This is a genomic window from Blattabacterium cuenoti (assembly GCF_014251555.1).
Classification (GTDB): Bacteria; Bacteroidota; Bacteroidia; order Flavobacteriales; family Blattabacteriaceae; genus Blattabacterium; species Blattabacterium cuenoti_P.
The window spans coordinates 614,812-638,736 of sequence record NZ_CP059190.1; the positions used below are offsets into that span (position 1 = coordinate 614,812).

At 26.4% G+C, this 23,925-nt stretch carries 26 protein-coding genes and 3 tRNA genes; 5 read left to right on the forward strand and 24 right to left on the reverse strand.

Going from position 1 to position 23,925, the window contains the following annotated elements; genetic code table 11:
* Positions 1–10 precede the first annotated feature (10 nt).
* The 6 genes from lepA to fabZ form a co-directional block, all read right to left on the reverse strand.
* Complete coding sequence (lepA, locus tag H0H68_RS03015; protein WP_185853314.1) at positions 11–1,801, reverse strand: translation elongation factor 4; 1,791 nt, start codon at positions 1,799–1,801, stop codon at positions 11–13.
* Positions 1,802–1,827: 26 nt separating this feature from the next.
* Positions 1,828–1,900 (reverse strand) — tRNA-Arg (locus tag H0H68_RS03020).
* Positions 1,901–1,902: 2 nt separating this feature from the next.
* Positions 1,903–2,469 carry an aminoacyl-tRNA hydrolase gene (pth, locus tag H0H68_RS03025; RefSeq protein WP_185853315.1) on the reverse strand — a complete coding sequence of 189 codons (567 nt, stop codon included), beginning with the start codon at positions 2,467–2,469 and terminating at the stop codon, positions 1,903–1,905.
* A gap of 54 nt (positions 2,470–2,523) precedes the next feature.
* On the reverse strand, positions 2,524–3,399 hold the full coding sequence (gene sucD / locus H0H68_RS03030) for a succinate--CoA ligase subunit alpha (protein ID WP_185853316.1): 876 nt from the start codon (positions 3,397–3,399) through the stop codon (positions 2,524–2,526).
* Positions 3,400–3,425: 26 nt separating this feature from the next.
* Positions 3,426–3,989 carry an elongation factor P gene (locus H0H68_RS03035; RefSeq protein WP_185853317.1) on the reverse strand — a complete coding sequence of 188 codons (564 nt, stop codon included), beginning with the start codon at positions 3,987–3,989 and terminating at the stop codon, positions 3,426–3,428.
* Positions 3,990–4,011: 22 nt separating this feature from the next.
* Positions 4,012–5,340, reverse strand: coding sequence for a 3-hydroxyacyl-ACP dehydratase FabZ (fabZ, locus tag H0H68_RS03040; protein ID WP_185853318.1), 1,329 nt, complete (start codon positions 5,338–5,340; stop codon positions 4,012–4,014).
* A 250-nt stretch (positions 5,341–5,590) separates the two neighbouring features.
* On the opposite strand from fabZ, the gene rpmH reads away from it, so the two are divergent.
* On the forward strand, positions 5,591–5,740 hold the full coding sequence (gene rpmH / locus H0H68_RS03045; protein WP_185853319.1) for a 50S ribosomal protein L34: 150 nt from the start codon (positions 5,591–5,593) through the stop codon (positions 5,738–5,740).
* Between the two features lie 2 nt (positions 5,741–5,742).
* Here the strand turns inward: rpmH and H0H68_RS03050 are convergent, their stop codons facing one another.
* On the reverse strand, positions 5,743–6,909 hold the full coding sequence (locus H0H68_RS03050; RefSeq protein WP_185853320.1) for a M14 family zinc carboxypeptidase: 1,167 nt from the start codon (positions 6,907–6,909) through the stop codon (positions 5,743–5,745).
* Between the two features lie 235 nt (positions 6,910–7,144).
* Here H0H68_RS03050 and H0H68_RS03055 point away from each other — a divergent pair, with 235 nt between their 5' ends.
* Genes H0H68_RS03055 through H0H68_RS03065 form a run of 3 tightly spaced genes read left to right on the forward strand, consistent with a single transcriptional unit; the run spans position 7,145 to position 9,452 of the window.
* On the forward strand, positions 7,145–7,939 hold the full coding sequence (locus tag H0H68_RS03055) for a type II CAAX endopeptidase family protein (RefSeq protein ID WP_185853321.1): 795 nt from the start codon (positions 7,145–7,147) through the stop codon (positions 7,937–7,939).
* Entirely contained in the window at positions 7,936–8,532 is a 597-nt protein-coding gene (gene rdgB, locus H0H68_RS03060; RefSeq protein ID WP_185853322.1) for an RdgB/HAM1 family non-canonical purine NTP pyrophosphatase, read from the forward strand. The genes H0H68_RS03055 and rdgB overlap by 4 nt, the downstream gene beginning before the upstream one ends.
* 2 nt (positions 8,533–8,534) lie before the next feature.
* A complete protein-coding gene (locus H0H68_RS03065) occupies positions 8,535–9,452 on the forward strand; it encodes a ribonuclease Z (RefSeq protein WP_185853323.1) in 918 nt (305 codons plus the stop codon).
* Here H0H68_RS03065 and H0H68_RS03070 read toward each other — a convergent pair.
* Positions 9,443–10,594 carry an ABC transporter permease gene (locus H0H68_RS03070; protein WP_238783947.1) on the reverse strand — a complete coding sequence of 384 codons (1,152 nt, stop codon included), beginning with the start codon at positions 10,592–10,594 and terminating at the stop codon, positions 9,443–9,445. The genes H0H68_RS03065 and H0H68_RS03070 overlap by 10 nt on opposite strands.
* A gap of 55 nt (positions 10,595–10,649) precedes the next feature.
* On the reverse strand, positions 10,650–10,961 hold the full coding sequence (locus tag H0H68_RS03075; protein ID WP_185853325.1) for a ribosome-binding factor A: 312 nt from the start codon (positions 10,959–10,961) through the stop codon (positions 10,650–10,652).
* 115 nt (positions 10,962–11,076) lie between these two features.
* Here H0H68_RS03075 and H0H68_RS03080 point away from each other — a divergent pair.
* Positions 11,077–11,150 (forward strand) — tRNA-Ile (locus tag H0H68_RS03080).
* A gap of 12 nt (positions 11,151–11,162) precedes the next feature.
* On the opposite strand, the gene H0H68_RS03085 is transcribed toward H0H68_RS03080, so the two are convergent.
* From H0H68_RS03085 to H0H68_RS03155, 15 genes are all read right to left on the reverse strand, one after another.
* A tRNA-Arg gene (locus H0H68_RS03085) sits at positions 11,163–11,237 on the reverse strand.
* On the reverse strand, positions 11,228–11,500 hold the full coding sequence (gene rpmA / locus H0H68_RS03090; RefSeq protein WP_185853326.1) for a 50S ribosomal protein L27: 273 nt from the start codon (positions 11,498–11,500) through the stop codon (positions 11,228–11,230). The genes H0H68_RS03085 and rpmA overlap by 10 nt, the downstream gene beginning before the upstream one ends.
* Before the next feature lie 2 nt (positions 11,501–11,502).
* Positions 11,503–11,829 (reverse strand): 50S ribosomal protein L21, encoded by a 327-nt coding sequence (rplU, locus tag H0H68_RS03095; protein WP_185853327.1) that lies wholly within the window; start codon positions 11,827–11,829, stop codon positions 11,503–11,505.
* Positions 11,830–11,836: 7 nt separating this feature from the next.
* Positions 11,837–13,075, reverse strand: a complete 1,239-nt coding sequence (locus H0H68_RS03100) for an aminotransferase class V-fold PLP-dependent enzyme (RefSeq protein WP_185853328.1) — start codon at positions 13,073–13,075, stop codon at positions 11,837–11,839.
* Between the two features lie 6 nt (positions 13,076–13,081).
* A complete protein-coding gene (sufD, locus tag H0H68_RS03105; protein ID WP_185853329.1) occupies positions 13,082–14,392 on the reverse strand; it encodes a Fe-S cluster assembly protein SufD in 1,311 nt (436 codons plus the stop codon).
* Between the two features lie 10 nt (positions 14,393–14,402).
* A complete protein-coding gene (sufC, locus tag H0H68_RS03110; RefSeq protein WP_185853330.1) occupies positions 14,403–15,164 on the reverse strand; it encodes a Fe-S cluster assembly ATPase SufC in 762 nt (253 codons plus the stop codon).
* Between the two features lie 13 nt (positions 15,165–15,177).
* Entirely contained in the window at positions 15,178–16,623 is a 1,446-nt protein-coding gene (gene sufB / locus H0H68_RS03115) for a Fe-S cluster assembly protein SufB (RefSeq protein WP_185853331.1), read from the reverse strand.
* A gap of 6 nt (positions 16,624–16,629) precedes the next feature.
* Positions 16,630–16,959 carry a HesB/IscA family protein gene (locus H0H68_RS03120; RefSeq protein ID WP_185853332.1) on the reverse strand — a complete coding sequence of 110 codons (330 nt, stop codon included), beginning with the start codon at positions 16,957–16,959 and terminating at the stop codon, positions 16,630–16,632.
* Between the two features lie 39 nt (positions 16,960–16,998).
* The gene (locus tag H0H68_RS03125; protein WP_185853333.1) at positions 16,999–17,532 is read right to left on the reverse strand and encodes a DUF192 domain-containing protein; all 534 of its coding nucleotides are present in this window, start codon (positions 17,530–17,532) and stop codon (positions 16,999–17,001) included.
* Positions 17,532–18,404, reverse strand: coding sequence for a prolipoprotein diacylglyceryl transferase (gene lgt, locus H0H68_RS03130; RefSeq protein ID WP_394366740.1), 873 nt, complete (start codon positions 18,402–18,404; stop codon positions 17,532–17,534). The genes H0H68_RS03125 and lgt overlap by 1 nt, the downstream gene beginning before the upstream one ends.
* A gap of 5 nt (positions 18,405–18,409) precedes the next feature.
* The gene (gene yidD, locus H0H68_RS03135; protein ID WP_185853335.1) at positions 18,410–18,631 is read right to left on the reverse strand and encodes a membrane protein insertion efficiency factor YidD; all 222 of its coding nucleotides are present in this window, start codon (positions 18,629–18,631) and stop codon (positions 18,410–18,412) included.
* A 12-nt stretch (positions 18,632–18,643) separates the two neighbouring features.
* The gene (locus H0H68_RS03140; protein ID WP_185853336.1) at positions 18,644–20,908 is read right to left on the reverse strand and encodes an aconitate hydratase; all 2,265 of its coding nucleotides are present in this window, start codon (positions 20,906–20,908) and stop codon (positions 18,644–18,646) included.
* Positions 20,909–20,978: 70 nt separating this feature from the next.
* On the reverse strand, positions 20,979–21,749 hold the full coding sequence (locus H0H68_RS03145; RefSeq protein WP_185853337.1) for an alpha/beta fold hydrolase: 771 nt from the start codon (positions 21,747–21,749) through the stop codon (positions 20,979–20,981).
* Positions 21,750–21,754: 5 nt separating this feature from the next.
* Positions 21,755–22,492 carry a pyridoxine 5'-phosphate synthase gene (locus H0H68_RS03150; protein ID WP_185853338.1) on the reverse strand — a complete coding sequence of 246 codons (738 nt, stop codon included), beginning with the start codon at positions 22,490–22,492 and terminating at the stop codon, positions 21,755–21,757.
* Positions 22,493–23,767 (reverse strand): mechanosensitive ion channel family protein, encoded by a 1,275-nt coding sequence (locus tag H0H68_RS03155; protein ID WP_185853339.1) that lies wholly within the window; start codon positions 23,765–23,767, stop codon positions 22,493–22,495.
* Positions 23,768–23,925: the final 158 nt, after the last annotated feature.

The following is a 23,925-nucleotide window of genomic DNA, read 5'->3' on the forward strand; positions in this document are numbered from 1 at the left end:
TTTTGTAAAATTAATTTTTCACTTTCAAAAAAGTCATAAAAGCAGATGATGGAATTTCAACTTTTCCTATTTGTCGCATTTTTTTCTTTCCTTTTTTTTGTTTTTCTATGAGTTTTCTCTTACGAGAAACATCTCCTCCATAACATTTATCAGTTACATTTTTTCTCAAAGCTTTAATAGTTTCTCTTGCTATAATTTTTCCAGATACAGAAACTTGAATAGGAATACAAAATTGATGTTTTGGAATTAATACAGCTAATTCTTGACATATTTTTTTTGCCAAAGAGAAAGCTTTATTTTTATGAACCAAAAGAGATAAGGGCTCTATTTTTTTATGATTAATCAATACAGTAATTTTTTTTAAATCTGAATTTCTATAACCAATAAAATTATAATCAAAAGAAGCATATCCTCTTGAAACTGTTTTCAATTTATCATAAAAATCAAATACAATTTCAGATAAAGGCATTTCAAATGTAATTTTTATTCTTTCAGATGTCAAATAATTTTGATTTTCAATCATGATTCCTCGTTTTCCAATACATAAAGATATTATACTTCCTATATAAACATCTTTAGTAAAGATAGAAACTAAAACGTAAGGTTCTTCTACTTTTTTAAAGTTTTCCATTTCTGGAAAATCTGAAGGATTATTAACTAAAATAACTTGATTATTTTTCATATAAACTTTATAAGAAACATTAGGAATGGTAAGAATTACAGAAATACCATATTCTCGTTCTAAACGATCTTTAACCACTTCCATATGAAGTAATCCTAAAAAACCGCAGTGAAAACCGAATCCTAAAGCAGGAGATGATTCACTACTAAAAGAAAGAGCCGCATCATTTAAATGTAATTTTTCTATAGAAGAATGTAATTCTTCATACTTATCGGAATCAACTGGATAAATACTTGCGAAAACCATAGGTTTAACCTCTTCAAATTTTTCTATATCTTTAATAGATGGATTATTAGCATCTGTTATTGTATCCCCTACTTTGACTTCACAAGTATTTTTTATTCCAGAAACGACATATCCAACATCTCCTGTATTAATTCTATTTTTAGAAACACGTTTCAATTTAAGCGTCCCTATTTCATAAGCATAATAAACTTTTCCTGTGGAAACAAACCGTAATTTCTGTCCTTTTCGAATAGAACCATTTTTGACTCTAAAAAAAGCTTCAACTCCTGTAAATGGATTATATAAAGAATCAAAAATCCTAGCTTGTAAAGGAGCTTTAGGATCTCCTTTTGGAGCAGGAATGGATGTCACTATTCTTTCCAAGATATTATTAATTCCTAGTCCATTTTTAGCACTAACAGGAATAATATCTTCCATTTTACATTGAACTAACTCCATAATTTCTTCCATCACTTCTTCAGAAATAGAATCAGACAAATCAATTTTATTCAAAATTGGAATAATGACAAGATTTTTTTTCAAGGCTAAAGAAAGATTAGATATAGTTTGAGCTTGTACGCTTTTAGTACAATCCACTACAAGTAAAGCTCCTTCACATGCAGCAATAGAACGTGATACTTCATAAGAAAAGTCTACATGACCAGGTGTATCTATTAGATTCAGAATGTATACTTGATCATTATATTTATATTCCATTTGAACAGCGTGACTTTTAATAGTTATTCCACGCTCTCTCTCCAAATCCATATCATCTAATAACTGATTTTGTTTTCTTTCCGAAACAGTTTTTGTAAACTCTAATAAACGATCGGCTAATGTACTTTTCCCGTGATCTATATGTGCAATAATACAGAAATTGCGAATATGATGCATAATGACAATTAGGTTAAAAAATCAAATAACCTTGAAGGGATTCGAACCCATACCGTAGGAATCGGAGTCCTATATTCTATCCTATTAAACTACAAGGTTAACTAAGAATTATTATTGAATAAATTCATCGTTTTTTGCAGTCCATTTGTTACAAATGAAAATACTATTTTCCTTCCTATATCTAACTTAGAAAATAAACAATTTATTTCTTCATTTTTCCAATTTTCTAATACATAATCATCTACTTTTTTTTTCAAATGATTTTTAATCCCAAAACGAAGACGTGAATAATGTGATGTCCCTATTTCTTTTTCTATGCTTTTTAATCCATTATGTCCTCCACTTCCACCCTTTTCTCTTAAACGAAAACTACCGAAATTAAGATAAATATCATCAGATATTATAAGAACATTTCTTAAAAGAATTTTTTCTTTTATCATCCAATATTTAACAGCTAGACCACTATGATTAACGTAAGTAGAAGGTTTTAAAAGAAAAAGTAATTTTTTTTGATAACTGAATTCTGAAATGAATCCGAATTTTTTCTTTGAAAAAGAAAGAAAATGTTTCTTAGCAATTTGATCTAAAATTAAAAATCCAAGATTGTGTCTTGTTTTTTCATACAAAGATCCAGGATTCCCTAATCCAGTTATCAAAAATTTATCCATTTCAAATTTTTTCAGAAAATTTTACTGATGAACACAACCCCATTAACTAAAAAATTAATGAAGAACTTCGTATACAGTCATGCCTATATTTGCTGGAGATTTAACTATATGTATTCCATTTTTTTCCATTATATTCATTTTTGCTTGTGCTGTTTCTATTTTTTTTTCTATAATAGCACCAGCGTGTCCCATCGTTCTTCCTTTCGGAGCTGTTTGTCCTGCTATAAAACCTATTATTGGCTTTTTATTTTTCAATTTTTTTATCCATTCTGCAGCTTCAATTTCCAATCTTCCCCCTATTTCTCCAATCATAACAATACATTCAGTTTCTTGATCCTCTAAAAATAGTTTCATAATTTCTTTGATACTCATTCCAATAACAGAATCTCCTCCTATTCCAATAGCTGTTGAAATTCCATAACCAAATTTTACAATTTGATCTGCCGCTTCATAAGTAAGAGTTCCGGATCTAGAAATTATTCCTATTTTACCTTTTTTTCTAAAAACTGAATTAGGCATAATCCCCACTTTAGATTCTTCTGGAGAAATAATTCCAGGACAATTTGGACCGATTAAACAAGACCTTTTTTGTTTTAATAAATGTTTGACTTTAATCATATCTAAAACAGGAATTCCTTCTGTAATACATACAATCACTTCAACATTCGCATAAATTGATTCAAAGATAGCATCTGAAGCAAAAGCAGAAGGGACAAAAATAACACTTACATTTCCTCCTGTATTTTTCACCGCTTCTTCAACAGTATTAAAAATAGGGACTCCTAAATAAACCTTTCCTCCTTTTCCTGGAGTAATCCCCCCTACTATAGGGGTACCATAATTCATCATTTGTTCAGTATGAAATAAACCCTCTTTTCCAGTTAATCCTTGTACAAGAACTTTAATGTTTTTATCTATCAAAATACTCATAATCTTTTCTAATTTATGCAAAATTTTTACTTCTTAATTCTTTCTATATAAGATCTATGTTCTGTATTGATCTTAACAAGTTCTCCTATATCTATAAAAGAAGGGACCAATAATCTAGTTCCTGTTTCTAAAACAGCAATTTTATTGGTGTTATTAATGGTATCTCCTTTTTTAACAATTTCTGTGTGTTTCACTTTTAAAATAACTGTAGAAGGCATCTTTAAAAAGAGAAAAGTCTTTTCTTTTTCATTTTTAATATGAAAAAAAATCGTAATTCTCATTCCTTCTTTTAAAAACTCTATATTTTTTATCAGTTTTTCTTCTATTTGTATTTGATCATAATTTATTTCATTCATGAAATAAAAAAAATCCTTTTCCTTGTATAAATACCAATAAAAATTAGATTTTACTTTAACCTCTTTAAGTTTATGTTTCGCTGAAAAGTTATTTTCTAGAATATGACCTGTAACCAGATTTTTTAATTTAGTTCTGACAAAAGCATATCCTTTTCCTGGTTTTACATGAAGAAAATCAATTATTTTATATACTTCTTTATTCCATTGTATATGTAATCCTTTTCTAATATTCATTTTTTTTAAATTAAAATTTTTGTCAAGATTCGTTATAACTTTTAACTACTTTTGCCATAACTTCTGCCTCTACCACGAGTTTATTATTTACGTAACCTTTTCCTTGCATATGAACTATTCCTCTTTTCATGGATTCCAATAAATCAACTTTAAAGATAATTATGTCTCCAGGTACTATTTTATGTTTAAATTTAACTTTATCTATTTTTAGAAAATAAGTAGAATACAATTCAGGATTGTTCAATTTATTTAACACAAGTATTCCTCCTACTTGTGCTATAGCTTCTATTTGCAATACACCAGGCATGATCGGTTCTTTTGGAAAATGACCTATGAAAAAAGATTCATTTATAGTTACATTTTTAACTCCTGTGACACTGTCTTCCGTTAAATCTATAATTTTATCTACCATAAGAAATGGAGGTTTATGAGGCAAAATTTTCATGATTTTTTTTATATCTAAGATGGGTTTCTTTGCTAAATCAAATTGAGGAATATCATTTTTTTTAAAGATTTTAACTTTTTTAATTAACTCTTTTAGAAATTGCATAATAATATAATTATCAGGCTTATAAAAAATCAATTTTACTTTTAATTTAGCTCCTGTTAAAGTCAAAAAACCTATAATATCTAAAAGAATATGTTTAGCTATTTCATTAGATTCTTGATAGGAAAAAGGGAAAAAATAAGATATAGGTTTTTTTTTCTTTTTTTTAAGTTGATTGATTGAAAATAAGTTATTCTCTGATTTTTTGGTTCTTTTTTCACGAAGAATACAAAAATTTTTTGAACTAGCTATTTTTTGTTTAAATTGATTCAAATTTTTCAATACTGCATTTTGTCCAAATTTTGAATCAAAATCTATCATGGTCATGATTTCAAATTTTTTAGCAGGGAAAGCTATAATCTCTGCTCCTGTTTTTGTATTTTCATAAGAAATAATTTCTGTTATCGAATAATATCTTCTGCTTGCATCTTGTTCTATTACTCCAACTTTTTCAATTGCGTCTACAAAAAATTTTGAAGAACCGTCCATAATAGGAATTTCTATGTTATCTAATTCTATAATAACATTATCTAAATCCATTCCTGTAAGAGCCGCTAGAATATGTTCAATCGTATAAATTTTTAATCCATTTTTTTCCAAAATAATACCTTGATCTATTCTTTCTTTTAACAAGAAAGAAAAATGTGCCTTTATGCAAGGCTTTTCTTTGATATCTGTTCTAATAAAAATAAACCCTGTATGTTCTGGAGCTGGTTTAAAAGTAATAGTCACTTTTTTTTCAGTATATAAACCGAATCCTTGTAAAGAAATTTTTTTTGCAATAGTTTTTTGCTTTTCAAGCATATAATATATATATTAGATTTTTATTGAAAACAATATCATCTCTAGGATATGAATTTTTCATAAAAAAAATATTAGAAAATAAAAAACTTTATGTAATTTATTGTTGATTGTCTATGTTTGTATATGAGTTTTCCAAAACGTGTTACTTTTTTTTTTGTAGGTTTTGTTATTGGCCTTTTGATTCTTTTGTTTTTTTCTCACACTTTTCGAAAAAGATTGAATATAAAAAAGAAATCTAATCTTAGAAAATATGAAAAGAACTTATCAGCCTTCTAACAGAAAAAAAGTAAATGTTCATGGATTTATAAAACGAATGAATACAAAAGCAGGTCGTATAATTATATCTAGAAGAAGAAAAAAAGGAAGAACAAAATTAGCAGTTTCTAATTTCAAAAAATAAAATTAAAAAATTTTAAAAGATTCTACATCTCCAATTTCTGGATACCTTTTTCCATGAAAAAGTTGACCTGGAATAATAAATTCTTCATAAGCAAAAAAATTGGATAAATCTCCTATGTCAACGATTTTAGAAACAAAAGAAAGATTTTTTCTTTCAAAATCAAATTTTTCAAATTTCATTAATCCTATATCAATTATAAATTGATTATCGCCTTTTTGTATTTTAACTTTTCGATATATTTTGTCTAATAAAACATTTTTGTTTTCTGGAATGGAAAGATAACATTTATAATCTTTTTCAAGATTTTCTTTGTGAGAAGAAATAAAATAGAATCCTGCAAGAATGGATAAAGTATTATATTTTCTAATCCTATCCTTATGATTATCTTTAGGATAATTTCCTGCTTCAAACAGGACACAAGGATAACCTAATTTTTGCAGATTATCTCCAGTTGCTGTAGGATAAAATTCATCAGAAAATCTACCCACTGATCCAACATCAGGTAATATCTTTTGAATCTCTTTCGCAATAAAATGTATAATTCCCATAGATCTTTTTTTATGAATAGTATGAATAGAATGAATATCTTTAGAATCTACAGAAGGGGATAAAAAAGATAAAATGGCAGGATTAAAATATTTATTTCCAACATTATAAATACTTCTTTGATCATGTAAATTAAATAAAATATGAGGTTTTTCTTTGTAAATTTCCTGAAAAAGAGCTTGTATTTCTGGAGATTGTAAACGAACCGCATCTCGGTTTAAATCAATGTTTATAGCATTTCTTCTTTGAAATTTTTCAGATCCATCAGGATTCAACATGGGAATATATAAAATGGTTAAATTTTTTTTTAAAAATTGAACTAAATCATGATTTTCTTGTTTTGAAAAAAAATGAAAAATATCAAACATAGATTTTGTTCCCGTCGTTTCATTTCCATGCATTTGAGACCAAATAAATACTTTAATTTTTCCAATTCCCCATTTTATTTTAAAAATTTTTCTTCTTTCTACAGAAAATCCTATAGGAGTAATAGAGCATGTATCATTATGTTTTTTTATAATTTCCAATAAATTATAATGTCTAAAAATTTTTGAAGGGCTAATGCTTCTATCTTTAAAGGATTCATAACTATGAAATATAGATTTAATATCAAATAATGACATAATAATTTTCTAATTTTTATATTAAAAGAGTTCTATATTTATTTTAATTGTTTTATCTTTCAATAGCACAAAAAAAATGGAAAGATGATGAAAATTATCAATAAACTTTTACTACTAAATTAAACGATTTTGTGAATTATTGATGAAAAATTGTATTTTCAATCTAAGAGAGATCATATTTCATCAGTAAATACATATTTTTTTTTGAAAACAGGACAAGATGAACTTTTTGATTATGAAGAATTATTTTAAAATAAATTACATAGAGTCTATTTTATTAATAGTTGCATTTACTGCTTTAAATTTTTTCAATGTACTTTTTAGAAAGTTATTAATTTCTATCAATTTACCTGAAAGTATGATATTTTCAATATCATATACTCTTCCTTTCATATTTTTATTTATTTTCATTTCTCATCAAGCTCAAAAAAAAAATCTTATCATAGACTTATCTATGAAATTTTCACCATGGTATATTTATTTTATTATTTTTTGTATGATGTTTTGTATGATGATTATCAACGAATATATTTCTTCATTCGTACCGAAAGAAGGTCCTATATTAGGCAATATGTATAAAGAAATTGAAGAATTTTTAAAAGAAGAAATTAAAAATCCAATTCCTTTTTTTTCCACTACAATCTTATTGGCTCCTATATGTGAAGAAGTTCTTTTTAGAGGAATCATTTTAAATGGAATGTTAAAAAATAAAATTCATCCAATCAAAGCCATTTTATTTTCTTCATTTTTATTTGGCTTAACTCATATGAACCCATGGCAATTTGTAGGTGGTCTTATTATTGGAAGTTTTATAGGATTCATTTATTTTGTCACATCTTCTCTTATAAACTGTATATTATTACATATCTTTAATAATTCTTTTGCTATATTTAGCGTGTTTTTTTTCATGAAAAATGAAGAGTTTTTTTCACAAAAAATAGACCCAAATTTTTGGTTAATTTTGACGGTGGCCTTCACTATAATAGTTACAGGTTGTATTTTTCTCTTAAAAAAAAGAAGAAAAATATGAAAAAAATTTTTTTTGTCACGAACAACATTTTTAAAGAACAAGAAATCAGAAATTTTTTTCTATCTAATCAATCTCAAAAATTTAATCTTTTATCTTTGAAAGATATTGATTTTCGGGATTCAATTCCTGAATTGGGAAATTCTTTTGAAGAAAATGCTTTATTAAAAGCAGAATTTTTTTTTGAAAAAACAAACTTTCCCTGTTTTTCTGAAGATTCTGGATTGAAAGTAGAATATTTAAATGGAGAACCTGGTATTTACTCATCAAGATATTCTAAAACAAGAAAAAACATGGACAATATGAAAAAATTATTATCAAATATGATAAAAGACTCTTCCAGAAAAGCAGAGTTTTTTTGTGTTTTTTGTTTAAAAATCAATGAAAAAGAAATTTATTTTTTTAAAGGAAAATTATCTGGAACAATTTCAAAAAAAATTATTAAAACCCAAGGTTTTGGGTATGATCCTATATTCATTCCAAATGATCACAAACATACTTTATCTGAAATGAATATTGATCAGAAAAATCAAATCAGTCATAGAATCAAAGCTTTTAAGAAATTAATTCAATTTATAAATAATAGAAATTTTTAATAATGAAAAAGCCTTCATTAACTATTTTGGGGTGCCACTCTTCCATACCAACAAATCAATTTCATCCCACCGCTCAAATATTGGAAATGAAAGGTTTTTCCTTTCTTATTGATTGTGGTGAAGGAACACAACTTCAATTAAGAAAAGCAAAAATAAAGTTTAACAGAATAATACATATATTTATATCTCATTTACATGGAGACCACTTTTTTGGATTAATTGGATTGTTATCTACATTTCATTTATTAGGAAGAGAAAAATCTGTCAGCATTTATGCTCCAAAAGGATTAAAAGAAATTATAGATGTTCATTTTAAATGGTCTTACACTAGACTAAAATACTGTATAGATCACATAGAATTATCATCTAAAAAATTAGAAAAAATTATGGAGAATGAAAAAATAGAAGTTTTTTCTATTCCATTAAAACACAGAATTTATGCTAATGGATTTCTCTTTAAAGAAAAACCTAGTAATAGAAAATTAAACATGGAAGAAATTAATAAAATTCCGGATATCAAAATCGTAGATTACAAAAATCTAAAACTAGGAAAAGATTTTAAAACAAATGATGGAAGAATAATCCCAAATGAAAAATTAACGTTTGATCCTCCCAAAAGATTGTCTTACGCTTTTTGTTCAGATACTTCTTTTTATCTTCCTATAATTGAACACATAAAATATGTAGATTTATTATACCACGAATCTACTTTTTTAAAAACAGAAGAAAATAGAGCTATCAATACAGGACATTCCACAGCTAATCAGGCTGCTTATATAGCGAAAAAAGCTAAAGTCAAAAAATTGTTATTAGGACACTATTCAAATCGATTTCCTAATATAAAAGCATTTGAAAAAGAAGCAAAAGAAATTTTCTTTAATGTAGAAGCATCAGAACCCTTAAAAACGTATCATTTATAATCTGAAATTATTCCATTTATTCTTCTTGAAGAAAAAAAAGATATAATTGCCCCTATTGTAAGAATAATACTTATAACTATACAAGAATCTACCATTGTTACTTTTACAGGCAAAGGTATTTTTCCTATCACTTTAATAATTTGATATTGATTTTGGATGAAGTACGTTATATATGCCATAAATAATCCACTCAAACATCCAAAAATAGTAATTAAAAAACCTATATATAAAAAAATAGTTTTGATTTTGCATAAAGAAAAACCAATGTTCCATAATGTAAAAAGTTCTTTTATTTTATCTAATTGCAAAATAAAAATGGCATTAAATAAATTGAATCCAGTGATCAATGTCATTAAACTAAATAAAAAATAGACAAATATTTTTTCTGTGTTCAGAACTTTGTAAAAAGCTTTTTCTTTTTCTATTCGTGTTATTATATTAAATTTGGATCCAAATTTTTCTATCAAATTTTTTTTTATTTTTTGAATGTCAGCTTCTTTATGAATTTTTATCTCTAATGTTTGAATCCCCTTTTCTTTTATTATATTCTGAAGTTCAGATAAATTACAAAACAAATATTCTATATCCATTTTTTGACTGAATTGAAAAATCCCTTTTATAAAAATTTTTCTTTGTATAAAAAATGGAATAAAAGTATTATGATTCTTTTTGTAAGAAAAAAATAGGATTTTAGAAGGATTTTTAATCTGATTTCTAAATATTATTGGAAAATAAAATCCCATAGATGACCATCCTAGATATACATTTAAATAACCAGGAGATAAAGTATTTTTTAAATCTATTTTTTTAAATTTTTTCATAACTTTTTCATATTCTGTATCCACTCCTTTTAAAGAAATAAAATATTTTTGATTGTTATAATGCAAAAAAACTTTTTTTTCCATAGTTTTAGAAAAAGCGATGATCCCTTTTATAGATTTTATTTTTTTTTTTATGGTTCCGTCATCAACAAATAAATCTCCTTTGTTAGAAGAAAGGATGATGTCCGGATAATGAATCTGATAGTATTTTTCATTCAAGTTTTCTAATCCAGAAAAAACAAATAAAATTATAGATAGAGAAAGAGTGGAAACATTAAGAGATAAAACAGATAAAAAAACAATAACATTTACAATGTTCATTTTTTTTTTAGAAAAAAAATAGCGTACAGCTATATAAAATTCTGTTTTCAAAAACTTAATCTTTTATTGAAACACGAAAATCTAATTTCGGTATTTTTTTCACACGATATCTAAGTCTTTTAGAAAGTAATTTTCTATAAAATCTAGATTTAGAACGTATAAATTCTAAAATTTTCTTATTCAAAGAAGGATAAATACTGATATAAACTTTTATCAAATTCATATCGGGGGTTAGACATACTTTAATCAAAGTGACTAAAAAATTTTCGTTATTTTTATTTCTAATTTCTTCATTAAGAATTTCTGCTATTTCTATAGAAAATATTGAAGACAATTTTTCATTTCTAATGAAACTCATTTCTTTCATAATTTCTTAAAAGTTTTGATGAAAATTATAGATGAGATGAAAAAAAATTACAAAAAATTTGTAACAGGAAAAATAATGTTGTAAAATTGCAACTATTCCATTCTTTTCTTTCACAGGTCCCATAGCTCAGTTGGTTAGAGCACCTGACTCATAATCAGGGCGTCGCTGGTTCAAATCCAGCTGGGACCATTTCGTAATTTGTAACCGGGGAGGGATTCGAACCCACAACTTACAGTTTAGGAAACTGTTGTTCTATCCTATTTGAACTACCCAGTCTTATTTTTTTTACTTGATATAATAGAAACAACTGATCTATTTTTTTTCATTTTTTTAAAATAAACATATCCACTTTTTATAGCATATAAAGTGTGATCTTTTCCTATTCCTACATTTCTTCCAGGATGATGTTTAGTTCCACGCTGGCGAACGATTATGTTTCCGGAATTAGCATATTGATTTCCATATATTTTAACACCTAATCTTCTTCCGATTGAATCTCTTCCATTTTTAGAACTTCCTGAACCTTTTTTATGAGCCATTTTTAATTGTTGTTTTTTTCTAAAAAAGAAATTACTTTAATTTTTGAAAAAATAGGTCTAAATCCATTTTTTACTTTATATCCTTTTCTTCTCTTTTTTTTGAAAATAATGATTTTGTTGCCTTTTATATGTTGTAATATTTCTACTTGAACACTTATATTTTCTAAAAAAGGATCTCCTAAAAGAGGAATTCCTTTTTTAGAAAACAAAAAAACTTGGTTTAAAAATATTCTATCCCCTAAATTCATAGAAATATGAGGAACATAAACATATTTATTTTCAAAAAGTTTGAATTGCTTTCCTTGTATATTTACAATAGCGTAAGTCATAAAATTTTTAATACTTTAATAATAATTTTTTTGCTTTTAAAAGACCTTCAAATAAACAATCTATTTCTTTAAAAGTATTATACACAGAAAAACTAGCACGAATCATCCCTGAAACTTTAAAAAAGTTCATTAATGGTTGTGCACACAAATGTCCTGTACGAACAGAAATACCTAAACGATCTAAAACACTTCCTACATCAAAACAATGTAATTTATTCAAATTAAAAGAAATAATACTGGATTTTTGAGAAAAATCTTTGACTTTTCCATATAATAGAATTCCATCTATGGAACTTAAACGTTGAATGGCATATGACAAAAGTTTTTCTTTATAAGATTGTATATTTTGTATTCCAATCTTTTCCACAAAATCTATAGCGGAACCCCATACTATAATTCCTTCTATATTTGGAGTTCCTGCTTCGAATTTAAAAGGTAAATCTGAATAAGTTGTTTTTTCAAAACTAACATTTTTAATCATCTCTCCTCCAAATTGATAAGGAGAAATAGTTTCCAATATTTCTTTTTTACCATATAATACTCCAATTCCAGTAGGTCCATACATTTTATGTGCAGAAAAAACATAAAAATCCGCATTTAAATCTTGCATATCCAAATCTAAATTAGAAGGAACTTGAGCTCCATCGATCAAAACTAATGCACCATATTCATGAGATTTATCAATAATATATTTAATAGGATTAATTATTCCTAAAACATTAGATATATGACTAACAGATACTATTTTTGTTTTTCTTGAAATTAGAAATTCAAAATCTTTTAATTTTAAAAAACCATTTTCGTAAATGGGGATTATTTTTAAAACAGCGCCTCTTTTTTCACAAATAATTTGCCATGGAACAATATTTGAGTGATGTTCAGAACACGAAATAATAATTTCGTCTCCTTTTCCTATCAAAGAACTGATACTAGAAGCGACTAAATTAATGGATTCGGTAGCCCCTTTTGTAAAAACAATTTCTGAAGAATATTTTGCATGAATAAATTTCTGAATTTTTTTTCTTGTATTTTCTACTTCTATTGTAGCTTTTTGACTCATATAATGCAATCCACGATGAACATTAGCATTCATTATAGAATAATAATTTTGAGAGGCTTGAATAACCTGTAAAGGTTTTTGAGTAGTAGCCGCATTATCTATATAAATCAAAGGATTTGAATAAATTTTTTCTTTTAAAATTGGAAATTGATTTCTTATCTTCTGTATTTCTTCTTCTGAAAACATATTAGATTATAAGTGTTGATTTAATTTTTTCTTCATTTTTTGACAGACAAATTTTTTCAATTCAAAAATATGAATAAGGTTTAATATCTCTTCCAGAAAAGAAAACAATAATAACATTTTTCCATTTTTTTCAGAAATTCCTCTTGATTGAAGATAAAATAACTCTTTTTCTTGAAGATTTCCTATCGTGCAACCATGTGAACATTTCACATCTTCAGAATAAATTTCTAATTGAGGTTTAGTATACATACACGCTTCATCAGAAAAAAGAATATTGCTATTTTTTTGAAAAGCGTTTATTCCTTTAATCCGTTCATTAACAATTATTTTTCCATTAAAAATTCCCTTAGATTTATCAAATAAAATATTCTTGTATAATTGATAACTAGAAGCATTGGAATATAAATGATTTATCAAAGTATGATGATCTACAAGTTGTTTTTCTGATAAAAGAGAAATTCCATATAAATAAGAATAAGTTTTTTCTCCATTGGAATAAAATTTCAAATTGTTTCTAATAAAATTTCCTTGAAAAGAAAAAGTGTAAACGGAACATTTGCTATACTTTTTTTGTTTTAAAAATGTATTATCTATTATGGATGTTTCACCAAAATTGTCTTGTATCTTATAATAATCGATTTGACTATGATTTGAAGCATAAACTTCACTGATTGAATTTATAAAAACTAAATGTTTTTTTAAACATTTATGATGTTCAATCACTTTAACATAAGAATGTTCTCCTACTATAATTAAATTTCTAGTGTTCAAAAAAATTTTTCCGGATTCTAAACCAGTAGAAATATGTAATATTTCTACTGGTTTTTCTAAAACTATATTATCAGGTATATAAATATAGGCTCCATCTTTTGAAAAAAGAGTATTTAAAGTATAGAAAACATTATATTGATAAGAAAATTTTCCATAATAATTTTTAATTTGATTTTCTTTTTGTGAAGCTATATTTGATAATATAACATGATTTTTCACTCCACAGAGTCGAGAAAGAGAAGAATTATATTTTCCATCTATAAAAATCAAAAGAAAAGATTTTTCTCTTTTTAAAAAGATTAATTTTTTAATTTTTTGGTATTCTATATGTTCTATTTCTTTCTTTCCACAAAGAACATGATAATCCTGATTTATAATTGGATTAATATCTGTATTATTCCATTCTTCATTTCTGGTAAAAGAAGGAAATCCTTTTTTTTTAAAAAAATCAATGTGTTTTTTTTGTAGAAAGGAGATATAAGAATTTTCTTCTTTTTTGGAAGAGTATTTATCAATTAATAAAATTATTTTTTCTTTTAACTGCATTAAATTAAAATTATAACGAACAATCTTTTTTTTTTACAACCCAGTCATATCCCTCTTTTTCTAGTTTTTCAGCTAATTTTTTATTTCCTGACTGAATAATTTTACCATTATATAAAATATGGACGATATAATCTGAAAGAATATGATCTAATAATCTCTTATAATGAGTAATAATTAAAACAGAATTTTTTTTATTTCGAAAAGTATTAATCCCCTGAGAAACGATACGTAAAGCATCTATATCTAAACCTGAATCCACCTCATCTAAAATTGAGAATAAAGGATCTAACATCATCATTTGAAATATTTCATTTCGTTTTTTTTCTCCTCCTGAAAATCCTTCATTCAGAAAACGATAAACAAAATCTTTTTCAAGATTTAATCTTGAAGATGTATCTTTTATTTTCAATAATATTTCTTTAGCAGATATTTTATTCAGATTTCTTGCTTTTCGGATAGAATTTATAGCTGTTTTAATAAAGTTAATAACGGAAATTCCTGGTATTTCTATTGGATGTTGAAAAGAAAGAAAAATTCCCAAATGTGCACGTTCTTCTGGAGAAAAATTTTCTAAATTTTTATTCAAAAAATAAATATATCCTTCAGTTATCTTATACTCTTTTTTTCCGGCTATTATAGAAGCAAGAGTACTCTTTCCAGAACCATTAGGACCCATGATCACATGAGTCTCTCCTGCATTTATCTCTAAATTAATTCCTTTCAAAACTTTTTTATCTTCTATAGAAACATGTAAATTTTTTATACTTAACATAATTATTTGAACGTTATCCAACAGATCCCTCCAAAGAGATTTCTAAAAGTTTTTTGGCTTCTACTGCAAATTCCATAGGCAATTTTTTTAAAATTTCACTGCTAAAACCATGAACTATTAAAGAAATAGTTTTTTCAGTATCGATCCCTCTTTGATTGCAATAAAAAATTTGTTCTTCTCCTATCTTTGAGGTAGTAGCTTCATGTTCTACTTGAGAAGTAGAATTATTATATACATGAATGTATGGAAAAGTATGCGCTCCACATTGATCTCCTATTAATAAAGAATCGCATTGAGAAAAATTTCGTGAATGAATGGCTTGAGAACCTATTTTCACCAATCCTCTATAACTATTCTGGGCTTTTCCTGTAGAAATCCCTTTTGATATAATTACACTTTTTGTCTGTTTCCCGATATGTATCATTTTGGTTCCCGTATCTGCTTGTTGAAAGTCTTTAGTCAAGGCTAAAGAATAAAATTTTCCCATAGAAAAATCTCCTTTCAGAATACAAGATGGATATTTCCAAGTGATAGAGGAACCTGTTTCTACTTGTATCCAAGATATTTTTGCTTTTTTTTCACATAATCCACGTTTTGTAACAAAATTGAAAACACCTCCTTCTCCTTTTTTATTTCCGGGAAACCAATTTTGAACGGTGGAATATTTGACTTCAGAATTTTCCAAAGCTATAATTTCCACTACAGCTGCATGTAATTGATTTTCTTTTCTTTGTGGAGCAGTACATCCTTCTAAATAACTCACATAAGAATCTTGATCTGCAATAATCAAAGTTCTTTCAAATTGACCTGTCCCATTTTCGTTAATTCGAAAATATGTTGATAATTCCATAGGACAACGAATTCCTTTTGGAATATAACAAAAAGAACCATCTGAAAAAACAGCTGAATTAAGAGCTGCATAAAAATTATCCTTTTTTGAAACTACTGAACCTAAATATTTTCTAACAATTTCTGGACATTTCTTTAAAGCATCATTGATAGAACAAAATATAATACCTTTATCTCTCAATTTTTTCTGAAACGTAGTGGCTAAAGAAACAGAATCTAATACTATATCTGTAGCTACTCCCGAAAGGGTTTTTCTTTCTTCTATAGGAACTCCTAATTTTTCAAATGTCTTTATTAATTCTGGATCTACTTCTTCTAACTTATTTAAGTTTATTTTTTTTTTAGGAGCGGAGTAATAACTTATTTCTTGAAATTTTGGAACATTATATTTGATATTCGCCCATTTTGGATATTTCATTTTTTTCCATAGATGATAGGAATCTAATCTCCATTCTAACATCCATGTTGGTTCATTTTTCTTTTTTGTTATCAGGCGAATAATATCCTCGTTTAATCCTACTGGGATTTTATCTGATTCTATTGGAGTGTAAAATCCATATTTATACTCAGATTCAGTAAATTTTTTTAGTATTTTGTTGTTTTCTTTCATTATGATTTATGATGAAAAACTTTTTCCACATCCACAAGTGTGTTTTGCATTAGGATTTTTGAAATAAAATCCTTTTCCATTTAATCCATCCGAATATTCCAACGTTGTTCCTTCCAAATAAGGAATACTATTTTGATCTATCAATATTTTCATTTCTTGATGCTGAAAAAGTCTGTCTCCTTTTTGTTTTTCTTGATCAAAAGTCAGTTCATATGACATTCCTGAACATCCTCCACTTTTAACACCAAACCTGACGAAAGAAACATTATGAGAAAACCCCTCCTCTTTCATAAGAGAAATCAATTTACTTTTAGCTTTTTCAGATATAAAAACCATAATATTTACAATTTTAAAGTTAAAGACAAAGATATATAATCAATTTTCATTATTTTCATTTAAAAACCAAGCAATTTTTGTAATTCCTTCTTTTATTCCCCATTTTTCTGACATTCCAGCATTAATTTCTAAAACATATTTTATTGTCGAAGGAAAATCAATTTTTTCAATTTCTCTCATAGGACTGACATTCTTATTCACAAAAAAAACAGTATCAAATTGATTTATATAAATAATATCTAAAGGAATTCTCATATTTTTCATATCAATCTTCTTATATTCTTCTTGATGATTTAACAAAAACAACATTCCTCTATTCTCTTTCAAAAAAGATCTATATTTTAATCCATTCCTTTTTTCTGTATCTCTATCGGCTAATTCTATATCTATTTTTTTGATAATAGAATTTTTGTTTTTCATATATAATTCTCCATGTTTAACGAATTTTATTTCCAATAGATCTCCTACAGCCATATTTGGGTCTAAAAAAAAATCATCATCACTTCTTTCAGAAGAAGAAATAAAAAAGAATAAAACCACTATCAGTGTAAAAAAAACATGAATTTTTTTCATTATGAAAAAAAATATTCTTTGATTCTTAATTTAAGAAGAAATAACCCAAAAATAATACAAGGAATGCTGAGCCATTGTCCTGTATTTAAATATAAAAAATTAAAAACTTCCTTTCCTTGTGGTTCTTTTAAAAATTCTAATATAAAACGTGCAGACCAAAGAAAAGTAAAAAATATTCCAGATAAAAATCCATTATCAACCTTTTTCCTATTATATAAATACCATAGCAATAAAAAAATAAATAGATAACTAATCGATTCATATATTTGTGCAGGATGTCTAGGTACTATTTCTCCATATTCTGTATCCATTTGGACAAATTTCACTGCCCAAGGTAATTTTGTGTTACATGGTTTTCCCACTATTTCAGAATTAAAAAAATTTCCTATTCTAATAAAAGAAGCTGATATAGCTGCTGCTATGCATAATCTATCACATATCCAAATAAAAGATTTTTTAAGTATTTTTTTACTATAAAAAAAACTGGATAAAATAATCCCTATAGTTGCTCCATGACTAGACAATCCTCTATAACCAATAAATTCATAACCTTTTATCAAACCTAATAAAGAGTGATGATTGTTTTCTCTGATAGGAAGTAATGCTTCTATCCAATGATCCGAAAAATAAGAAAAATCATAAAATAAAACTTGTCCTAATCTTGCACCGATAAGAGTTCCAAAGAAAGTGTATATTAACAAAGGATCCAAATATTTTTGATGTATATTTTCATTTTTATAAATAGACTTCATAATGCACCATCCTAACAAAAAAGAAATGATAAACATCAGACTATAAATGTGAATAGAAAAACCTTTCCATAAAGAAAATTTATGAATAGGATCCCAATTAATATATTCTAACATTTTCATAAAAATTAAATCATAGGAGGATCAAAACCTGAATTCCCCCAAGGATAACATTTAATAATTCTCTTAAAACCCATGAAAATGGCTTTAAAAATATTCCATCTTTTCAGAGATAGAATCATATAATCTGAACAAGTGGGAATATATCTGCAGTTATTTCCTATCCATGGAGATAGACCTATTTGGTATAGCTGAATACTTTTTATAAAAAAATTTTTTATAATTATCATACAATATGAATTTTATTTTTTTTTAATGAAATTCAAAGAAGAACCAGCTTTAAACCATTGAATTTGCCTTTCATTATAAGAATGTTGAACTATGATTTTTTCTTTATCTCCATTATAATGAATTAATTCTACATCTACATTTTTTTTTGGTTGAATATCTCTTATATAAAAATGAAAAATATCTTCTTCTTGAATTTTCTGATAATCAGAAGAATTTAAAAAGGTTAAAGCTAAAACTCCTTGTTTTTTTAAATTAGTTTCATGTATTCTGGAAAAGGATTTCACAAGAACAACACGAACTCCTAAAAAACGAGGTTGCATTGCTGCATGTTCTCTTGAAGAACCTTCTCCATAATTCTCCTCCCCTACAATCAGGGTGGGTATATTTTTTGATTTATAAAATTTAGCCATATCAGGAACCGTCCCATAATTTCCTGTTATAACATTTTTTATTTTGTTTCTTTTATGATTAAAAGCATTAACCGCTCCAATTAATAAATTTTCAGAAATTTTTTCCAGATGACCTCTATATTTTAGCCAAGGTCCAGCCATTGAAATATGATCTGTTGTACATTTCCCTTTAATTTTCATTAAAAGTCTTACATTAAGCAAATGATCTCCATTCCATGCTGGAAATGGAGATAAAATTTGTAATCTTTTCGAATTTTTTTTTATTATTACAGATAACTTTTTTTTGTCTTCTGAAGGGAATTCATATCCTAATTCTTCTGTTTCAAAATTCCTTTTAGGAAGTTCCATGGTCTTAGGTTCTTCAAATTTAACATATTCACCTATCTCATTTCTTAACGTGTCTTTTCTAGGATCAAAAGTTAAATCACCAGAGAAAACTAAAGCAGTAACAATTTCCGGAGAAGCAATAAAAGCATGTGTATTTGGATTTCCATCATTACGAGATGAAAAATTTCTATTAAAAGAGTGAATGATCGTATTTTTCACATTATTTTTACTACTCTTTCTAAACCATTGGCCAATACAAGGGCCACAAGCATTGGAAAATATTTTTGCTCCAATATCCTGAAAATCAGAAATAAATCCTTTTTCTTTTATCAAAGAGTAAACTTTTTTTGATCCTGGTGTTACTAAATATTCAGAAGAGATTTTTAACTTTTTATCTTTTGCTTGTTGAATAATAGATATTGCTTTTGATAAGTCTTCAAAAGAAGAATTTGCACATGAACCAATTAACCCAATCTCTATCCTAGTTGGCCAATGATTTTTTAGCGCTTCTTCTTTCATTTTAGAAATAGGAGTTGCCTTGTCAGGGGTAAAAGGACCATTAATGTATGGTTCTAAAACATTTAAATCGATTTCTATTACTTTATCATAATAATTATATGGATTACGATCAACTTCTATGTCTGCTTTCAAAAAATCTTTTATTTTTTCAGTCATGGTAGAAACTTTTTCTCTTCCATTTTTATCCAAATAATTTTTCATTCTAACATCATAAGGAAATAAAGAAGCAGTAGCTCCTATCTCTGCTCCCATATTACATATCGTTGCTTTTCCTACACAAGAAATATGATTAGTTCCTTTTCCAAAATATTCAATAATATGATTTGTAGCTCCTGAAACTCCAATCATTCCAGATAATTTTAATATTATATCTTTGGGAGAAGTCCACCCATTCATCTTTCCTTTTAAATGAACTCCAATTATTTTGGGAAATTTTAACTCTAAAAAATAACCAGACATAACCTCAGCAGCATCAGATCCTCCTACTCCTATTGCTAACATTCCTAAGCCTCCTGCATTAGGAGTGTGAGAGTCAGTTCCTATCATCATTCCTCCAGGAAAAGCATAATTTTCTAAAACAACTTGATGAATAATGCCTGATCCGGGCGCCCAAAAATCTATTCCATATTTATGTGATGCTGATTTTAAGAAATTATAAATTTCTTCATTTTCTTTTATAGTATTTTCTAAATCGATCTTTGATCCATTTTTTGCGTATATCAAATGGTCACAATGAACAGTAGTAGGTATAAATGTTTTACATTTTTGTGTTTGCATAAACTGAAGTAACGTCATTTGAGCAGTAGCGTCTTGCATGGCAAGACGATCCGGAAAAAAATTCATATAACGTTGATCTCTAAAATTTTTGGATTTAGAATCTATTTCTTTTAGATCTAATAAATGAGAATATAAAATTTTCTCTGAATAAGTCAAGGGATGATCTATTATATTTCGAATTTTTTCAATTCGAAATTGAAAATTCGAATAAAAATTTCGAATCCTATCAAGATCAAAAATCATAAAATTATTTTTAATTAAATTGTAAATTTAAAAAATTGTATGACTTATGCAAGTTAATACGATATAGTAATTATGTTTTTTTTAAAAAAATATTTATTTTTTTATAAAAATCTAGAGGATTGTCTACATGAATCCAATGTTTCGCTTTTTTTATAGTTAAAATTTCCGCTTTTGGAAATAAATTGAGAATAGAATCATAATCTTTAGGAAGAAGATAATCTGAATTTTCTCCACGCAAAAAAAGTGAAGGCCCATTGTATGATCCATTTTCTATCTTCTGACGAATTAAACAATCATAATTTTTTTCAATTCCAAACAAAAAAAAACGAAATCCAAGTTTTCCATCTTTTTGTCTATGAGTACACTTGGAAAAAAACAATCGCATTTTTATATCAGGAATCCATGGTTTCAGAAAAGCATCAAGATCTTTTCTTGTTTTTATGGTATCAAAATTAACTTTTTTTAAGACATGAATTAAACTTTCTTGATCTGCATTTATATAAGCATTAGGACTGATATCCACAATGATAATTTTTTTTGGAATAAAAGAGTATTTGATAGAAAACTTCATTACAGCTCTTCCTCCCATAGAATGGCCTAACAATATAGGATGATCTAACTCGTAATAGGATATATAATTCAATATATCTTTTGATATTACATCATAATCCATTTTTTCTGAAAAAAAACTCTTTCCGTGGTTTCGAATATCTATTAAATGAATTTCATAATCTTTGTCAAATTCTTTAGCAAAAGAATTCCAATTCTCTCCATTCCCAAATAATCCATGAAAAACCAGGATAGGATAACCAGATCCCAAAATTTTAGAACGTAATATCATATCATTTAACTCTGTTCTCTTAATGTTTCTTTATAAATTCTTTTTAAATAACTTTGAATTGTGTTTTCTAATCCCATGTATAAAGACTCGCTAATTAAAGCATGTCCTATAGATACTTCTGCTAGATTCGGTATTTTTCTAATTAAAAAAGAAATATTATCTAAATTTAAATCATGTCCAGCGTTGACAAGCATATGATTTTTAATAGCCTCTTTCGCTGTTTCAATATAGGGATTGATGCAATTCCATTCTTTTTTAGCATATCCAACAGAAAAATTTCCGGTATACAATTCTATTCTATCTGCTCCTGTTTTAGCTGCATATACAACCAATTTAGGATCGGGATCTAGGAATATAGAAGTTCTAATTCCATGATTTTTTAATATTTTTATTTTTTTAGCCAAAAAGTGACAATGTAAAATTGTATTCCATCCTGAATTTGAAGTAATTGCATTATTCCGATCAGGAACTAAGGTTACTTGATCAGGTTTTACATTCAATACGAGTTCCATGAATTTGTCAGTAGGTCTTCCTTCAATGTTCAATTCCGTTTTTATCACAGAATTAATATCGTAAACATCCTGATATCTAATATGTCTTTCATCAGGACGTGGATGAATAGTAATCCCTTGACATCCGAATTTTTGAACATCTATTGCTATCTGCAACAGATTGGGTAGATTTTCCCCTCTTGCATTTCTTAATGTAGCTATTTTATTTAAATTAACACTTAATTTCACCATTTAAAAAAATTCTTTCTTAGTGACTTGTGTCACTTCTAAATTAAACTCTTTAGCAGCTGTCAGCAAATGATCAAAAACACTAGCTTGTATTTGTTCATATTTAATGGATTCAGATGTGTTTGTAAAACAGTATAACTCAACAGGAAGTCCATAAGGAGTAGGTTCTAAGTGTCTCACCATAAGAGTTTCTGACTGTGATATTCGTGGATGTTGATGTAGATATTCCAATGTATATTGACGAAATAAACCAATATTCGTTAATCTTCTTCCATTAAGATCTATGCGAATATCAACATTTTTTTCTTTATTGAAAAGATCTATTTCTTTTTGTTTTTTATGAATATAATTTTTAATTAAATAAACATGTTGAAATTTTTTTAATTTATCGGAGTTATAAAAATGAAAAGATTGTATATTAAATAAAATGGATCTTTTGATTCGACGTATGTTCTTTTGACGCATGACTTCAAAATTAGTTACAGCAGTAGAAATTAAATCATAAGTGGGGACACTGGTTATAGTTTTATCAAAATTCTCTATTTTTGCGGAAGTTAAATTGATTTCGATAACCGTTCCTTCTATACTATATTTTGGAATTCCTATCCAATCACCTACCTTTATCATTTTAGTAGATGCCATTTGTACACCAGAAACAAATCCAAGAATTGTATCCCTAAAAACTAATATTACAATAGCTGTTATAGCACCTAAACTGGTAAGTATAGTGATTAAATCATTCTTTGTAAGAATAGCAATGATAACTAAAACGCAAAATATAATGGATATAATTTTTAACAATTGTGAAAAAGAGCGAACTGCTATGGTTTGATGATTATTTTCACTTGTAGCTATTCTCATAATGGAATTTACTACTCTAATTAAAAATTGTAAAACGATTAAAACAAATAAAATATCGAATGTTTTTTCCAAATAAATGACAATTGTATGATAACTTTTAAAAAAAGGTTCAATTAATAGAAAACCAATAGATAAAGGAAAAAAATGGGCTAAACTATCAAAAACTTTATTTTCATATAAAATGTTATCCCAAACAAAATGAGTAGAACTCACAATTCTTCTGCCTATAAAACGTACTCCTCTATTGAAAATAAATTCTAAAATTATTAATAACACAGTAAAAAATAACATTTTACCAATTACAATGAGAGTTATAATCCACCATTTTTTAAAGTCTAAATTATGAGAAAACTCATAAATTCCTTGGATTTGAAAAATTTTTTCCAATATTTTTTCAGTTTTATATTTATAATACATAAACTAAATTCTTCTTCTATTTCTATGATTGTATAAGTTTTTTTTCAAAAACTTTATTTTTATTTCTTATGTTTTGCTAGATTGAATAATATAATAGATATTGAATTTATTTATTGTGAAAGATAAAAATTTTGATTCAATTTTTAAATTTTAAATTT

Bases quoted from the DNA above. Each gene is read 5' to 3' on its own strand.
- rpmH (WP_185853319.1), top strand. From the start codon at position 5,591: ATGAAAAGAACTTATCAGCCTTCTAACAGAAAAAAAGTAAATGTTCAT.
- rpmA (WP_185853326.1), bottom strand. From the start codon at position 11,500: ATGGCTCATAAAAAAGGTTCAGGAAGTTCTAAAAATGGAAGAGATTCA.
- sufB (WP_185853331.1), bottom strand. From the start codon at position 16,623: ATGAAAGAAAACAACAAAATACTAAAAAAATTTACTGAATCTGAGTAT.
- pth (WP_185853315.1), bottom strand. From the start codon at position 2,469: ATGGATAAATTTTTGATAACTGGATTAGGGAATCCTGGATCTTTGTAT.
- H0H68_RS03120 (WP_185853332.1), bottom strand. From the start codon at position 16,959: ATGGTTTTTATATCTGAAAAAGCTAAAAGTAAATTGATTTCTCTTATG.
- H0H68_RS03075 (WP_185853325.1), bottom strand. From the start codon at position 10,961: ATGAAAGAAATGAGTTTCATTAGAAATGAAAAATTGTCTTCAATATTT.
- sufD (WP_185853329.1), bottom strand. From the start codon at position 14,392: ATGCAGTTAAAAGAAAAAATAATTTTATTAATTGATAAATACTCTTCC.
- H0H68_RS03125 (WP_185853333.1), bottom strand. From the start codon at position 17,532: ATGAAAAAAATTCATGTTTTTTTTACACTGATAGTGGTTTTATTCTTT.
- rdgB (WP_185853322.1), top strand. From the start codon at position 7,936: ATGAAAAAAATTTTTTTTGTCACGAACAACATTTTTAAAGAACAAGAA.
- H0H68_RS03140 (WP_185853336.1), bottom strand. From the start codon at position 20,908: ATGATTTTTGATCTTGATAGGATTCGAAATTTTTATTCGAATTTTCAA.
- rplU (WP_185853327.1), bottom strand. From the start codon at position 11,829: ATGACTTACGCTATTGTAAATATACAAGGAAAGCAATTCAAACTTTTT.
- lepA (WP_185853314.1), bottom strand. From the start codon at position 1,801: ATGCATCATATTCGCAATTTCTGTATTATTGCACATATAGATCACGGG.
- H0H68_RS03055 (WP_185853321.1), top strand. From the start codon at position 7,145: ATGAAGAATTATTTTAAAATAAATTACATAGAGTCTATTTTATTAATA.
- H0H68_RS03035 (WP_185853317.1), bottom strand. From the start codon at position 3,989: ATGAATATTAGAAAAGGATTACATATACAATGGAATAAAGAAGTATAT.
- yidD (WP_185853335.1), bottom strand. From the start codon at position 18,631: ATGATAATTATAAAAAATTTTTTTATAAAAAGTATTCAGCTATACCAA.
- fabZ (WP_185853318.1), bottom strand. From the start codon at position 5,340: ATGCTTGAAAAGCAAAAAACTATTGCAAAAAAAATTTCTTTACAAGGA.
- sufC (WP_185853330.1), bottom strand. From the start codon at position 15,164: ATGTTAAGTATAAAAAATTTACATGTTTCTATAGAAGATAAAAAAGTT.
- sucD (WP_185853316.1), bottom strand. From the start codon at position 3,399: ATGAGTATTTTGATAGATAAAAACATTAAAGTTCTTGTACAAGGATTA.
- H0H68_RS03150 (WP_185853338.1), bottom strand. From the start codon at position 22,492: ATGGTGAAATTAAGTGTTAATTTAAATAAAATAGCTACATTAAGAAAT.
- H0H68_RS03155 (WP_185853339.1), bottom strand. From the start codon at position 23,767: ATGTATTATAAATATAAAACTGAAAAAATATTGGAAAAAATTTTTCAA.
- H0H68_RS03065 (WP_185853323.1), top strand. From the start codon at position 8,535: ATGAAAAAGCCTTCATTAACTATTTTGGGGTGCCACTCTTCCATACCA.
- H0H68_RS03050 (WP_185853320.1), bottom strand. From the start codon at position 6,909: ATGTCATTATTTGATATTAAATCTATATTTCATAGTTATGAATCCTTT.
- H0H68_RS03070 (WP_238783947.1), bottom strand. From the start codon at position 10,594: ATGAACATTGTAAATGTTATTGTTTTTTTATCTGTTTTATCTCTTAAT.
- H0H68_RS03100 (WP_185853328.1), bottom strand. From the start codon at position 13,075: ATGTTTTCAGAAGAAGAAATACAGAAGATAAGAAATCAATTTCCAATT.
- H0H68_RS03145 (WP_185853337.1), bottom strand. From the start codon at position 21,749: ATGATATTACGTTCTAAAATTTTGGGATCTGGTTATCCTATCCTGGTT.
- lgt (WP_394366740.1), bottom strand. From the start codon at position 18,404: ATGAAAATGTTAGAATATATTAATTGGGATCCTATTCATAAATTTTCT.